Here is a 12923-nt window from a genome sequence, read left to right as displayed (position 1 = left end):
TCGCCCACCGTGGCTAGTCGTCGAACTGCGCGAGTGCCAGGGCGTGCAGTTCGGCGAGCCCGCACCGTTCCCTCCCGTAGGCGATCGCGTTGGTGAGCACCACCAGATACCGCCCGGTGGCGGGGTCGAGGTACATCCCGGTTCCGGTGAATCCCCGGTGGTGGACGAGGCCGGTGTCGGTGATCAGCCAGGCCAGCCCGCGGCTGTTGGTCGCGTCCACCCGGACAGCCGGTTTCCAGGACTCCCCGACATAGGCACCGATGGCCGTCAACGGACCCCGGCCCTGTTGCGCGCTCAGGAAGTGGTGTGCCAGCTCGGCCAGCCCCTGGGCATGGGCGAACACTCCGGCGTGCCCGGCGACGCCGCCGAGCGCGGCCGCGTTCTCGTCGTGGACCACCCCGTGCAGCGGGTAGCCGCCCACGAGGCGTCGCTCGGTCGGCGCCACGCGGTCGTCCGCGAGGAACGGCCCATAGCGGAAACCGCTCGATCCGAGGTCACCACCGAAGTCGTCGACCAGGGCGCGGAGGGACTTTCCGTGCACTCTGGCCAGCAGCAGGCCGAGCAGGATGAAGCCGCGGTTGATGTAGCGGTGTTCGCCCGGGGTGACGAGGGGTTCGGACAGGATCATCTCGGCCAGGTCCCGGCTGTCGCCCGTGTACCGGTCCAGTCGGGTCGCGGGCATGAGCCCCGAGGTGTGGGTGAGAATCTGCCGGACCGTCACCGCCGCGCCCGGCCCGGGGATCGGCGTCCGGATGTGGTCGGACAACGGCGCCTCCAGGCCGAGGAGCCCGTGGGCCACCGCTCGGCCGACCAAGGGCCAGGTCGCGACGACCTTCGTCAGGCTGGCCACGTCATAGAACGTCGTCGGCCCGGGCACCACGGAACCCCCGACCCCTGTCGTGCCCGTCGCGGCGTACTCGGTGACGGCGCCCCCGACAGTTCCCGCCGCGACCACGCCGCCCGGGGTCTGGCGGTCGGCGACCATGCGATCCAGTGCCGCTCTCATCGCGGAGGCCGTCGACGGAACCCACTTCTCATGGGCTTCCGCATGGGGCGCTTCCGCCCCGGGCGCCACTGCCTCGGACCCGTGGGTCACTGTTCCTCCTCGGTGATGTCGGCGCCGAGCTTGCGCAACAGGCCCGGCAGGTCCTCGTAACCGCGCCTGAGATGCTCGACCCGGTGGAATTCTGTCGTGCCCCGAGCAGCAAGAGCTGCGAGAACCAGCGCGGCAGCGGCCCGGATGTCGTCGCCCCGCACAGTAGCGCCACGTAGACGCCCGGGGCCGCGAATTATGAGTTCCTGTCCGGTCGCGTGTACGTCGGCACCCATGGCCGCGAGCCCTGGGTCGGCTTCGGCAAGGACTTCGATGTCAACACCGGACCGTGGGAACTGATCTTTCAGGACGCCTCGACGGCGAAGGCCACGGTCGACCGGTACCAGCAGCACCCGAGCTAGGTCCTGAGGCCTTGTGGACACGTGGGTGTGGATGCCGACCTCCGGACGACTTCTCGCGCCTGGTGAAAAAGTCGCCATGCCACGGACAGGCACTCCGGGCCGCTCCGTCTCCGCCTCTGCGGGAGCCGTGCCACGTCTGCTGAACACGAGAACGAACGGTCGGAGGACGGAACGCCGACTCACCGCCTATGTGGCAGTGGGACTGATCGCTCCCGCCCGGTCCGCCCGGGGACGTGCCCGGCCCGGTACGGGTCCCGGCGCACAGGGGTGGGGCCCCGCGCGGGGGTGCGCGGGGCCCCGAGGGGGGCGCGGGGGTCCGGTCAGTGGACGAAGAAGCCGTCGAAGCGGCCTCCCTCGCAGATCAGGCCGCTGGGGGAGTCCTCGCTCTCCTTGACGACGCCTCCGCCCTTCCTGCACATCTCCTCCGTGATGTACTCGGCCCCGGGGGGCGGTGGCGGTGCGGCCGCCGCGGGGGCGGCCGACGCTGTGAGGGCGGCGGCGGTCAGGGCGAGGGCGGCGAAGAGGATGCGCATCGGTTTCCTCTGAGCGTGTCGAGCGGGGTGCCTACGCCACAGGGATCCCCCGCTCTCGGGCCTGAAAACCCTGTGAGCTGCTGAGACGCGAAGACGGCCGCGGCATATCGCCACCAAGGGCCACGAGTCGCCCCCGACCTGGTGGCCAGGTCGGCGGCGGTCGCCGAGCGCCCGACGGGGCGGAGGGCCCGAACCGGACCCGGTGCACGGGACCTCCCCACCCGTCCCCGGGGAGACGTGTCGTGACGACCCTCACGGCACCGGCCTGGGACGATGTTGTACGTTGGGGCCGAGACCCGCTCCTCGGGTCAGCGGACGAGGGAGCCGTACCCGCGCCACGACAAGACGGCCTCGAAAGGGGCTTGTCCATGGCATGGTTCGTTCTCGTCGTCTCCGGGGTCCTGGAGGCCGTCTGGGCCACCGCCCTGGGCGCGTCGAAGGGTTTCTCCCGATGGCGCCCCACACTCCTGTTCGCCGTCGCCCTGGTCGCGAGCATGGCGGGTCTGGCCTGGGCCATGACCTCGCTGCCGACCGGCACCGCCTACGCCGTCTGGGTGGGCATCGGCGCCACGCTCACCGTCCTGTGGGGGTTCCTCACCGGCAAGGACCGCGCCACCTGGGGCAAGTCCCTGCTCCTGGTGCTGCTCATCGGTTCGATCATCGGTCTCAAGGCGGTGAGCTGACATGCCGTGGATCATCCTGCTCATCAGCGCGGTGTTCGAGGCCGTGTGGGCCACCGCCCTGGGCATGTCCGAGGGGTTCAGCGAACCCGGCCCGACCGTCGTGTTCCTCGTGGCACTGGCGATCAGCATGGCCGGCCTGGGCTGGGCGGCCAAGCACATCCCCATCGGCACCGCCTACGCGGTCTGGGTCGGCCTCGGCGCCGCGCTGACCGTGTTCTACGCGATGTTCACCGGCGGCGAGAGCGTCTCGGCGCTCAAGGTCGTCTTCCTCGCCGGGATCATCGCCGCGGTCGTCGGCCTCAAGCTGGTGCCGGAGAAGTCCGCACCGGCCCCCGAGTAGCCTCCGGGGCCGCGGCACACATCGGAGGCCCCCGGCGCGACACGACGTCGCGCCGGGGGCCTCGTCGCGTTCGGAAGGCCCGTCGCGGCCCGGCCCCGGTCGCCGCCCCGCGCCGGCCGGGGAGCCGCGCCCCGCGCCGTCCGGGCGCGGACCGGCGGCCCGCAGGGCGCCTCAGGCGGCGAAGGAGGCCAGGAGGTGGCTGACCAGCCGCTGCGCGCGGCGGTGGGGTTCGGCGGACGCGGCCAGACCGCCGACCGCCTCGAACAGCATCTCCACGTCGTCGGCGGTGATCCCGGCCCGCACGACCCCGGCCCCCCGGGCGCGGTCCAGGACCGCCGCCAGCTTCTCCCGGCCCTCGCGGGCGTGCCGTTCGGCGTGGGAGGGGAACCGGGCCGCGAACTCCGGTGAGCACACACGGCCCTCCACCTGGAGGATGCAGCAGCGCCGCAGCGCGTACTCCATGCCGCGCCAGGGGTCGGCATGGGCCAGGGCCGCGTCGAACACCTTCTCGTACTGTGCGGCCGAGTCCGCGAAGAGCTCCATCACCAGGGCGTCCTTGGTGGGAAAACGCCGGTAGAGCGTGGCCGTGCCCACCCCGGAGCGTCGAGCGACGGCCGCCATCGGCAGGTCCAGGCCGCGCTCGCGGAAGCACTCGTGGGCGGCCCGCAGGATGCGTCGGCGGTTGTCCTCGGCGTCGCGCCGCATCGGCGGGAGCGCCGGGCGGTCCGGGTCCGTGGCCGCCGCCGGTGCGCCGATCCGAGAAGTCCCCATGTCCCCGTCTCTCACTTGTGTCCCCGGGGCCATCACGGCGCGGCCCCGGTGCGTTGGTCGGGGAGTCGGCACAGGCCGCGCACCGCCCCCGGCATTCGTAGCGGGGAACCGCGGTGCGCTGTCGGCCATTCCCGTCAACGAGGAGAGGTTCACCGTGAACACCATGCGCGCTGTCCGCTACGAGCGGTTCGGTCCGCCCGACGTCCTGACGATCGACCGTGTGCCCGTCCCCGTCCCGGGGCCGGGGGAGGTGCTCGTGCGGGTCCACGCCGCGAGCGTGGGCGGAGGGGAGACCGAGATCCGCGCGGGCAGCCTCCGCCGGGTCATGGGTTCGCGCATGCCCCGCGGCCTCGGCGTCGACTTCTCGGGCAGGGTGTCGGGCGTGGGGCCCGGGGTCGACCCCGCGCGGGTGGGGGAGGAGGTGCTGGGAATCCTGCCGCACATGGGGTTCGGGAGCACGGCCGACTTCGTCGCGGTCCCGCAGGAGAGGGTCGTGGCGGCCCCGGCCGGCCTCGACCCGGCCGGGGCGGCGGCGCTCCCGGCCTCGGGGACCACGGTCCTGACCGCCCTGGTGGAGAAGGCGCGCCTGCGCGAGGGGGAGCGGCTGCTGGTGCGCGGTGCCTCCGGCGGGGTCGGCAGCACGGCGGTGCAGGTCGGCCGGGCCCTGGGGGCGCACGTCACCGGTCTGGCCGGGCGGCGCAACCTCGACTGGGTCCGCGACCTGGGCGCCCACGAGGTGTTCGACCACCGTGAGACCGGGCCCGCGGACCTGGGCCGGTTCGACGTCGTCCTCGACGTGGTGGGCTCCGAGCCGGGCGCCTACCGGAGGCTGCGCGCCCCGGGGGGCCGCTACCTCCCGCTGGCCATCGACCCCCGGCGCCCCCTGAGGTCGACCGCCGACACCCTCTGGTCCGCCGCCGTGGACCGCCGCAGGGTCCTGCCCTTCAGCAACAACCCCTCACGCGAGGACCTGACCGAACTCGTCCGGTACGTCGAGTCGGGCCGGCTCGTGCCCGTGGTGGACGAGGTGTTCCCGGTGGAGAGGGTGCGCGAGGCCCACCGGAGGGTGGAGAAGGGCGGGCTGCGCGGCAAGGTCGTGGTGACGATGGGCGAGGACCCCGGCCCGCAGGGCTGACCGGACGGTCCCGGACGGGCGGGGCCCGCCCGGGACCGCCCGCGCCGTGCCTCCCGGGGCGACGCCCCGCCCCGGACCCGCTCCGGGGCGGGCGGGTCGACGGCGGTGTCAGCGCCCGGCCGCGTCCGGGAACGGGCCGGACAACCGCGACCGCCCCACCGCGAGGTAGAAGGGGGAGGGCACGACCGGGGCCCGTCCGCGCAGGAGGCGGCGCAGGTTGAAGGCGGGCCACTTCGGAGCGGCCCTGACGGCCGTGTACGTCAGCACGGCGCCGTCCGCTCCCTCCAGGGCGTGCAGCGCCGGACCGTAGACGCCGCGCGCCATCCACGCGGGAACGCCCGGCCGGTCCGTGTCCAGCACCCGGACCGGGGCCGTCCAGTCGGTGCGGACGGGGCTCGGTTCGGGGGCCGTGGCGACCCAGAGGCCCTGGTCGGGGAAGCGAGGAGTGTTGTGCAGGTTCGCCCCCCTCGCCAGCACCATGACCCAGCGGTCGCCCACGCGGTGGACGGCGTTGTCGAAGAAGCCCTCGTCAGGGCCGGCGAAGACCCGCGGGGCCGACCACGCGATCCCGTCGGCGCTCTCGGCGACCCTGAGCTCGTAGTCGGGCAGCTCGCCCGGTCCGATCTCGTTCGGGTCGGCCTGGAACCACATCACGTAGCGGCCCCGGTGGTGGACGACGAGCGGTTCGAGCACGCTCGTCCGCGGTGCGCTGCCGCGCAGGACGGGCTCGTCGCGGCGCTCCCACCGTCCCCCGCGCTGCTCCAGGACCCCGATCGCGTAGCCGCTCCGGGGGCCGTAGTGCCTGGCCGTCGCGCGACCGGTGTAGTAGATGCGCGCGGGCCGGCCGTCGACGGCGGGCACGTACGAGGGCGTGTGCATCCCCGCGCGGTCCCACCCGTCGCGGGGAGGGTCCGCGACGATCGGCCTCGCCCGGCCGCGCGCGTCGGCGTCGATCAGCCACCGCGCGGAGTCCATGCCCCCGCCGGGGGCCGGACGGGCCCGGTAGAGCCGGTTGCGGAACGTCGTGGAGAAGCCGCCCAGGAACATTGTCGCGACACCGTCGACCACGTGGAGGTCCGGGTCGCCGACGCCGAGCAGTCCGCGCGGCATCGGCCCGTCGACCATGTCCCACAGCGCCGTCGCCCGACCTGGTCCATCGATGGAGAACACGTCTACCTCCGGGAATCGAACACGCCGAACGGCGCGGACTCCCCTGGGGGCCAGGTAGGTCGTTGCCCCGAGGCTAACACCGCCGAGCGGCGGGGTACAGGGGGCGGAGCGCCTCCCGGAGGACCGCTGTCGCGGGGGCGGACGGCGGCCGGGGGCACCGGCCGGACGCGTCGGCCCCACACCCTAGGCTGGGCCGGTGAGCGAACCGATCATCGTGGCCCGTGGTGTGGACGTGGAACTGGGCGGCGTCCCGGTCCTGAGCGGGGTCGACCTCACGGTCGAGCCCGGGGAGGTGGTGGCGGTGCTCGGCGCCAACGGCGTCGGGAAGACCACCCTGCTGCGCTGCCTCGCGGGGCTGCAGCGCGCCTCCGGCAGCGTGAGCGTGCTGGGCCGGCCGCCCGTGGACGAGCCCGGCTTCTGGCGCGAGGTCGCCCTGGTCGGCGACGAGCCCACCTGGTATCCCGGACTGACCGTGCGGGAGCACCTGGAGCTGATGCGCGGCGTGCACGGACCGGGGCGCCTGGAGGTGGGGCCGGCCCTGGACCTGTTCGAGCTGGGCGGCTGCGCCGACCGGGCCCCGTCGTCGCTGTCGACCGGGCAGCGCCAGCGGCTGTCCCTGGCCATGGCGCTGCTGCGCCCCAGCCGGCTGCTGCTGCTGGACGAGCCGGAGCGCGGGCTCGACGCGGCCTTCCGGGAACGGCTCGCGGGGCTGCTCGCCGTCTACGCCGACGACGGCGGGACGGTGGTCATGGTGACACACGACCCGCGGTTCGCCGAGGACGCCCGGCACATCGCCCTGGAGGCCGCCGCGTGAACGGGGTGGCGCAGGTCCGGGCGTTCGCACGGGCCGGGGACCGCGGTCGCCGCACCTGGTCCGACCGGTACATCACCCTGTTCGCCCTGGGACTGCTGGTGGTCCTCGCGGCCCCGGCGGTCGGCCGGGCGGTGTCGGCGGTGCCCGCCGGCGTCGACCCGGCGCGGGCGGGCGCGGGCCTGGCCCTGGTCGCGCTGCTGCTGGCCGGCGTGCTGGTCCTCGCGCGCGGGCTCGGGCCCGTGGCGGTGTCGGCCGCGGACGCGGCGTGGCTGTTGCTCTCGCCGCTGCCGCGCCGGAGCGTGCTGACCCGCACGGCGGTGGTCCTGGCCGCGCTGTGCGCCGCGTTCGGCGCGATCCTCGGCCTGGTGCTGCTGAGCGCCCTCGGGGCCTCCGACGAGCTGACGCTGCGGCTGTTCGCGTCCCTGGTCACGGGCGTCTCGTGGATGCTGGGCGGGACGGCGGCGGCCGTCCTGGCCCAGGCGTTCCAGCCCTGGGACGGCCGGCTGGTCGCGACGGTGGCCGTCCTCGTGGTCGCGGGTGCCGCCGCGGTGGTCATGAGCGCCGGACCCGGGCAGAGCGTGCTCACCGGTATCGCGTCGGCGCCCCCGGCGGCGTGGACGGCGGCGGCCACCGCGTCCGCCGTGGTGGCCGCCGGCCTCACGGCACGGGCCTGGGCGGCCCTCGGGCGCATCCCGGCCCGCGCGGTGCTGGAGGCCTCGCGGCGGGTGGGGTTCGCGGCGGGCGCGTTCGTCGTCATGGACCCGGGTTCGCTGACCCTGGTCGCCGAGGACGCCCACTGGCGGTCGAGGGTCCTGAGGTCGCGCCCGTGGCCGTCGCGGCTGCGCGGCGCGGCGGCGGTGGCCTGGCTGGACTGGCGGCGGCTGGCGCGGCGGCCGGGGAGGCTCGCGCTGATGGCGGCCGCGGCCGCCCTGCCCGTGCTGGCGGAGCGTGCGGGCGGCGGCGCGACGGCGGTGACGGCCGTGCTCGCCGCGGGTGCGCTCGCGGTCGCCGCGGCGGGGACCGCCGGGGCGCGCCGGGACGCCGGGGACGCCTCGCTCGCGCGGCTGCTGGGCACGGGTCCGCGCGCGCTCCTCGCGGCGCGGGCGGTGCTGCCCGCCCTGCTCGGCGGCTCCTGGCTGGCCCTCGCGCTGGCGGGACTGGACGTCGCGGGAGACGGCGCCGGCCTCTGGCCCCTCGGACTGCTGTGCGCGCCGGCACTGGCGGCGGGGGCGCTGCGGATGGCGCGCCGCCGCCCGATCGAGCACGCGATGCCGGCCGTGGACACGCCCCTCGGCCCGGTGCCGCTCGGTCCGCTGGTGTGGGCGCTGGCCGGGGCCGACGTCGCCGTGCTCGGGTGCCTGCCCGCGCTCGTGGCGGTCGCCGCCGGGGTGAGCGGTCCGCTGCTCGCGGCGCAGGCGGTGTGGGGCGCGGCGGTGCTGGCGGCCTACTGCGCCGCCCCGGGGCGGGCGTAGGCCCCGTTCGGTCCGCGACGGTGGGCACGTCCCGGTGCCGGAGAGCGGCGGGATCAGCAGGGTCTACGGCTTCTTCGCCCGGAGTCCGTCGTGAAAGCGGATCCTGCCCGCCGCGGATCCTGCCCTGCGGGACGCGGGCCCCGACGAACCGCCGCTGAGCCCGGACCGTCGGCCCCGGGGCCGACGGTCACCGGGCGCGGCGGTCACCGGTTCCTCCGTGCGTGGCCGAGGGCGAGCACGCAGGCCGCGAACCCCGCGGCGACGAGCGCGACCAGGACGGCCGCCGCGAGCGGCCCCGCGGTGAGGACGGTCCCGGCCTCCACCTGGCGCGCGGCGTCGATGACGTACGTGAGCGGGTTGACCGTCGCGATCGCCCGCATCCATCCGGAGAGTTCCTCCACGGGGGCGAACACGCCCGTGAAGAACGACAGCCCGAAGAAGGCCAGCGTGACGAGGCCGGTGGTCGACGACGACGCGGTGCGGACCGCGACGGCGATGCCGAACAGGGCGACCGCGACGCCGAGGACCAGCAGGAGAGCGATCATCCCGAGGGTTCCGGCCGCGTCGGCGGGGCGGTAGCCGACGAGCACCGCCCCGCCGGTGGTGAGGAGGGCCTGCACGGTGACGGCGACGAGGGTGGCGACGAGCGTTCCGGTGAGGAACGGCGCGGCTGTTCCGTGGGCCATGCGGAGCCGGTCCAGGTAGCCGCTCGTGATGTCGCCCAGGGTCATCGTCCCGGCGGCTCCGGCGCCGGTCGCGACCCCCGTGAACAGGATCAGCGGGAGGAGGAACGCGATGAAGGACCGGTCGTCCAGATAGCCGCTCCCGACGTTGCCGAGCTGTCCCGCGTAGACGAGGAGGAAGAACAGCGACTGGGCGATCGGGGCGATCAGCAGGGCCGGCGAGCGGAACACGGCGCGCAGCGAGCGCAGGGTGGCCGCCGCGGTCACGGAGAACGTGCCGGCGCGGCGGGTGGTCTTGGTGGACACGGTCGTCGTGGTCATGTCGGGTCCTTCCGGAAGAGGGTGTCCTGGCTCAGCCCGTGGCCAGGGCCGCGAACACGTCGTCGAGCGAGGGGTCCGCCAGCCGCACCTCCTGGACCGAGGCCGCGACGGAGCCGATGTCGTCGAGGGCCGAGCGGAGCACGGCGGGGTCGCGGGGGAGGGCCAGGCGGACCGTGCCGGGTCGGCCGGGCTCGGGCCGGAACCCCGAGCGGCCGGCCCCGACCAGGCCGTCGGCCGGCCCGGGCGGGTCCAGCGTCAGTGTCAGGGTGCGTTCCCCCACGAGGGCCTTGAGCGCGTCGGGCGAGTCGTGTGCGACGACGGCGCCGTCCCGGAGGACGACGATGTCGCTCGCCAGCACCTCCGCCTCGTGGAGGTCCTGGGTGGAGATCAGGAGCGTGGCGCCGCCGTCGGAGTTCAGGCGCTCGAGCTCGCCCCACAGGTCCATCCGGGCGAGGGGGTCGAGGCCGGTGGTGGGCTCGTCGAGCACGACGAGCGAGGGCGAACCGACCAGGGCGACGGCGAGGTCGATCTTGCGGCGGGTGCCGCCGGACAGCTTCGCGACACGTGTCCGGCGGTGGTCCCCGAGCCCGAACATGTCCACCAGTTCGCGGGACCGGCGGCGCGCCACCCGTCCGGCGAGCCCCAGCGCCGCCCCCTGGAAGTCGAGCACCTCCTGGGGCGTCGCCAGCGGGTCAAGCGCGTTGGACTGGGGCGCCAGCCCGATCAGGCGCCGCGCCTCCCGGGTGTGGGCCACGACGTCGCGGCCCTCCACCACGACCGTTCCCGAGGTCGGCGTGCGCAGGGTCGAGACGATCTCCAGCAGCGTGGACTTCCCCGCCCCGTTGGGGCCGAGGACGACCGTGCGGCTGCCCCGCCGGACCTCGAGGGAGACGCCGGTGAGGACCGGGCGCTTCCCGTAGGACTTCCTGAGGTCGGTGACCGCGACCGAGGTGTGTTCGAACATGGGCGTCACTCTACCTACCGTTAGGTAGGGCAGCAAGTCCGGCGCCTCCCGACCGGGGCGCCATAGCGTTCAATTCCTATCTATTGCAACGAATGGCATGGGCTTGTTGCGTTAGATTCAAAACCAAAGCAACGATTTCACGAAAACTACCTGGGGATATAGGCTTTTCTCGCAACGAAGGTGTTGCCGACTATGCGAATGCAACGTAGCTTTTCCTTCATCGGAAACAGCGGGTCGCAAGGATCCGCCGCACGAGGAGGACAAGCACGATGCACACGTTCACCACCCCCGCCCCCGTCACCGCCGTCCTGGACGCCCCCGGCGCCCACATCAGCCTCACCGCCGCCGACCGCGCCGACACCACCGTCGAGGTCCTGCCCGCCGACCCCGCCAGGAGCCGCGACGTCAAGGCCGCCGAGCGCACCGCCGTCGGCCTCGCCGACGGGGTCCTGAGCATCCGGACCGCGCCCGCCGAGAACCGGATCCTGGGCGACACCGGCTCCGTGCGGGTCACCGTCCACCTGCCCGTCGGCTCGGTCCTCCGGGCCAAGGCCGCCGACGCCCGGCTGCACAGCACCGGACGCCTGGGCGAGGTCACCCTCGACGCCGCCCGCGCCACGGTCGAACTCGACCACACCGCCGTGGCCCGCCTCACCCTCCTGGCCGGCGACGTCTCACTGGCCCGTCTCGAAGGCTCCGCCCGGATCAGCACCTCCAAGGGCGACATCGCCGTCACCGAGGCCGTGCGCGGCACCGTCGAGCTGAGCACCGAGTCCGGACACATCTCGATCGGCGCCGCCCCCGGCGTCTCGGCCTCCCTGGACGCCGGCACCCCCTACGGCCGTATCCACAACGCCCTCAGGAACGACGGCGTCCCCGACCTGCACATCCGCGCCACCACCGCCCACGGCGACATCACCGCCCGCAGCCTGTAGCACGGCCGTCCCCGTCCCGTACCAGCAGTCGAAGGAGAACACCACCATGTCCGCCACCCCCGCCGAGCAGGACCGCCCGGAACTCCAGAAGATCATCCAGGACGTCGTCGGACCCGGTTTCGTCGGGATCCAGATGCGCGTGAACGACGAGCGGGGGGAGTGGGTCGGCAGTGCCGGGGTCCGCGAGCTGGGCTCACCGGAGAAGCCGCCGACCGACGGGCACTTCCGGATCGGCAGCAGCACCAAGACCTTCACCGCGACCGTGGTGCTGCAGCTGGTGGCCGAGGGAAGACTCGGCCTGGAGGACCCGGTGGCCGACCACCTCCCCGGGTTCGGGCTGGACCGGCGGATCACGGTGCGGATGCTGCTGCAGCACACCAGCGGGATCTTCAACTTCACCGGCGAGTACCACGAGGACGGCACGGTCGTGCCCGGGATCACCTGGGCGGGCCGGGAGTGGGTCGAGAGCCGGTTCAGGACCTACCGGCCCGAGGAACTGGTGGAGCTGTCGCTGTCCAGGCCGGCGCGGTTCGAGCCGGGCGCGGACTGGAGCTACGCCAACACCAACTACGTGCTGGCCAGGCTGCTGGTCGAGAAGGTCACCGGCCACTCGCTCGCCGAGGAGATGCGGCGTTCGGTCCTGGGCCCCCTCGGGCTGACGGGGACCGTCGTGCCGACCACCGGGCCGGAGCTCCCCGAACCGCACGCCCACGCCTACTACCGGTACGAGGAGGACGGCGAGGAGAGGACGGTCGACGTCACCCGCCAGAACCCCTCGTGGATCTCCAGCGGCGGCGACATGGTCTCCACCACCCGGGACCTCCACGTGTTCCTCTCCGCGCTGCTGGGCGGCAGGCTCCTGCCCGCCCCGCTCCTGGCCGAGATGTGCGCGCCGCACCCCAAGGCGGGCTACGGCCTCGGGGTGTTCGTGCAGGAGACGGCGCCCGGCGGGGGCACCGTCATCACCCACAACGGAGGCATCGGGGGCTACGCTGCGCTGATGTACGGCACGCCCGACGGCAGCAGGACCCTGACCGCTTCGCTGACCTACGTGGACGACGCCGGGCAGTCCCTGGCGGGGGAGTTCCAGGAGGTGACGCGGAGGCTCGTCGGGGAGGTGTTCGGAAGCGGGGAGGGCGCCGCGGCCGAGCCGGCCCGGTAGACGGCTCCGCGGCCCCGGGCACGGCCACACCGGGCAGGTCGGGCCGTCGTCGTGCCGGGCCGGGGCGACCGCGCGCCTCAGCCGCAGCTGGTGTCGCGCCAGTCGACCCTGCGGCCGTTGACGGAGCCGCCCCATTCCAGGCAGGAGCCGCGCCCGTCCACGTACACCGGTCCGGGGTACGGATCGGGTAGGCCCGGCGTCGGCTCCCCGGCCCTGTTCAGCCAGACATCCACGGCAGCGGCGCCCGGATTCTCGGGAATGGTGACCGCGCAGTTGTAGCCGTTGGAGTTGTTGTAGGTGAGGTAGACGGTGCCCTGGTTGCCGGGTATCCGGAGGGAGTTGACCACCTGGTAGCCCGTTCCGCAGGCGCCGTTGTAGGCGGCGGCGGAGGCGGGGGCCGCGGCGATCGCGCCGCCGGCTAGGAGCGCGAGGGTGGCGGTGGCGGTGGTCAGGCTTTTCCTGAGCAATCGCACGGGGGATCCGTT

At 74.2% G+C, this 12923-nt stretch carries 15 protein-coding genes and 1 riboswitch; of the genes, 7 read left to right on the top strand and 8 right to left on the bottom strand.

The window, feature by feature from the left end:
- Nucleotides 1–13: 13 nt before the first annotated feature.
- The 3 genes from ABZ234_RS16665 to ABZ234_RS16655 all read right to left on the bottom strand — a co-directional run bounded on the left by ABZ234_RS16665 (nucleotide 14) and on the right by ABZ234_RS16655 (nucleotide 1988).
- The gene (locus tag ABZ234_RS16665; RefSeq protein ID WP_355012643.1) at nucleotides 14–1006 is read right to left on the bottom strand and encodes a serine hydrolase domain-containing protein; all 993 of its coding nucleotides are present in this window, start codon (nucleotides 1004–1006) and stop codon (nucleotides 14–16) included.
- Between the two features lie 86 nt (nucleotides 1007–1092).
- A complete protein-coding gene (locus tag ABZ234_RS16660) occupies nucleotides 1093–1446 on the bottom strand; it encodes a hypothetical protein (protein ID WP_355012642.1) in 354 nt (117 codons plus the stop codon).
- Nucleotides 1447–1775: 329 nt separating this feature from the next.
- Nucleotides 1776–1988, bottom strand: a complete 213-nt coding sequence (locus tag ABZ234_RS16655; RefSeq protein WP_267949633.1) for a hypothetical protein — start codon at nucleotides 1986–1988, stop codon at nucleotides 1776–1778.
- A gap of 289 nt (nucleotides 1989–2277) precedes the next feature.
- Nucleotides 2278–2344: riboswitch (guanidine-III (ykkC-III) riboswitch) on the top strand.
- 12 nt (nucleotides 2345–2356) lie between these two features.
- On the opposite strand from ABZ234_RS16655, the gene ABZ234_RS16650 reads away from it, so the two are divergent.
- The gene (locus ABZ234_RS16650; protein WP_267949634.1) at nucleotides 2357–2671 is read left to right on the top strand and encodes a multidrug efflux SMR transporter; all 315 of its coding nucleotides are present in this window, start codon (nucleotides 2357–2359) and stop codon (nucleotides 2669–2671) included.
- A 1-nt stretch (nucleotide 2672) separates the two neighbouring features.
- Nucleotides 2673–3011 carry a multidrug efflux SMR transporter gene (locus ABZ234_RS16645; RefSeq protein ID WP_355012641.1) on the top strand — a complete coding sequence of 113 codons (339 nt, stop codon included), beginning with the start codon at nucleotides 2673–2675 and terminating at the stop codon, nucleotides 3009–3011.
- A gap of 171 nt (nucleotides 3012–3182) precedes the next feature.
- Here the strand turns inward: ABZ234_RS16645 and ABZ234_RS16640 are convergent, their stop codons facing one another.
- Nucleotides 3183–3782, bottom strand: coding sequence for a helix-turn-helix domain-containing protein (locus ABZ234_RS16640; RefSeq protein ID WP_355012640.1), 600 nt, complete (start codon nucleotides 3780–3782; stop codon nucleotides 3183–3185).
- 163 nt (nucleotides 3783–3945) lie between these two features.
- Between ABZ234_RS16640 and ABZ234_RS16635 the strand changes: the two genes are divergently transcribed.
- Nucleotides 3946–4917, top strand: a complete 972-nt coding sequence (locus ABZ234_RS16635) for an NAD(P)-dependent alcohol dehydrogenase (protein ID WP_355012678.1) — start codon at nucleotides 3946–3948, stop codon at nucleotides 4915–4917.
- A 108-nt stretch (nucleotides 4918–5025) separates the two neighbouring features.
- On the opposite strand, the gene ABZ234_RS16630 is transcribed toward ABZ234_RS16635, so the two are convergent.
- Nucleotides 5026–6087: a hypothetical protein gene (locus tag ABZ234_RS16630; protein WP_355012639.1), complete on the bottom strand. Its 1062-nt coding sequence runs from the start codon at nucleotides 6085–6087 to the stop codon at nucleotides 5026–5028.
- A gap of 196 nt (nucleotides 6088–6283) precedes the next feature.
- On the opposite strand from ABZ234_RS16630, the gene ABZ234_RS16625 reads away from it, so the two are divergent.
- Together ABZ234_RS16625 and ABZ234_RS16620 are read left to right on the top strand one after the other, a co-directional pair.
- Nucleotides 6284–6901: an ABC transporter ATP-binding protein gene (locus ABZ234_RS16625; RefSeq protein ID WP_355012638.1), complete on the top strand. Its 618-nt coding sequence runs from the start codon at nucleotides 6284–6286 to the stop codon at nucleotides 6899–6901.
- Nucleotides 6898–8373 (top strand): DUF6297 family protein, encoded by a 1476-nt coding sequence (locus ABZ234_RS16620; RefSeq protein ID WP_355012637.1) that lies wholly within the window; start codon nucleotides 6898–6900, stop codon nucleotides 8371–8373. Before ABZ234_RS16625 ends, ABZ234_RS16620 begins: the two co-directional genes overlap by 4 nt.
- Before the next feature lie 203 nt (nucleotides 8374–8576).
- Here the strand turns inward: ABZ234_RS16620 and ABZ234_RS16615 are convergent, their stop codons facing one another.
- Together ABZ234_RS16615 and ABZ234_RS16610 are read right to left on the bottom strand one after the other, a co-directional pair.
- The gene (locus tag ABZ234_RS16615; protein ID WP_355012636.1) at nucleotides 8577–9377 is read right to left on the bottom strand and encodes an ABC transporter permease; all 801 of its coding nucleotides are present in this window, start codon (nucleotides 9375–9377) and stop codon (nucleotides 8577–8579) included.
- A 31-nt stretch (nucleotides 9378–9408) separates the two neighbouring features.
- Nucleotides 9409–10341, bottom strand: coding sequence for an ABC transporter ATP-binding protein (locus ABZ234_RS16610; protein WP_355012635.1), 933 nt, complete (start codon nucleotides 10339–10341; stop codon nucleotides 9409–9411).
- Between the two features lie 269 nt (nucleotides 10342–10610).
- On the opposite strand from ABZ234_RS16610, the gene ABZ234_RS16605 reads away from it, so the two are divergent.
- Both ABZ234_RS16605 and ABZ234_RS16600 read left to right on the top strand, forming a co-directional pair.
- Nucleotides 10611–11276 carry a DUF4097 family beta strand repeat-containing protein gene (locus ABZ234_RS16605; RefSeq protein ID WP_355012634.1) on the top strand — a complete coding sequence of 222 codons (666 nt, stop codon included), beginning with the start codon at nucleotides 10611–10613 and terminating at the stop codon, nucleotides 11274–11276.
- A gap of 46 nt (nucleotides 11277–11322) precedes the next feature.
- Nucleotides 11323–12438 (top strand): serine hydrolase domain-containing protein, encoded by a 1116-nt coding sequence (locus ABZ234_RS16600; protein WP_355012633.1) that lies wholly within the window; start codon nucleotides 11323–11325, stop codon nucleotides 12436–12438.
- A 77-nt stretch (nucleotides 12439–12515) separates the two neighbouring features.
- On the opposite strand, the gene ABZ234_RS16595 is transcribed toward ABZ234_RS16600, so the two are convergent.
- Nucleotides 12516–12911, bottom strand: a complete 396-nt coding sequence (locus ABZ234_RS16595; RefSeq protein ID WP_355012632.1) for a spore-associated protein A — start codon at nucleotides 12909–12911, stop codon at nucleotides 12516–12518.
- Nucleotides 12912–12923 lie beyond the last annotated feature (12 nt).

It is taken from the genome of Nocardiopsis sp. NPDC006198 (assembly GCF_040613895.1).
In the GTDB taxonomy this organism is placed as follows: domain Bacteria; phylum Actinomycetota; class Actinomycetes; order Streptosporangiales; family Streptosporangiaceae; genus Nocardiopsis; species Nocardiopsis tropica.
This window is presented reverse-complemented; position numbering and strand designations above follow the sequence as displayed.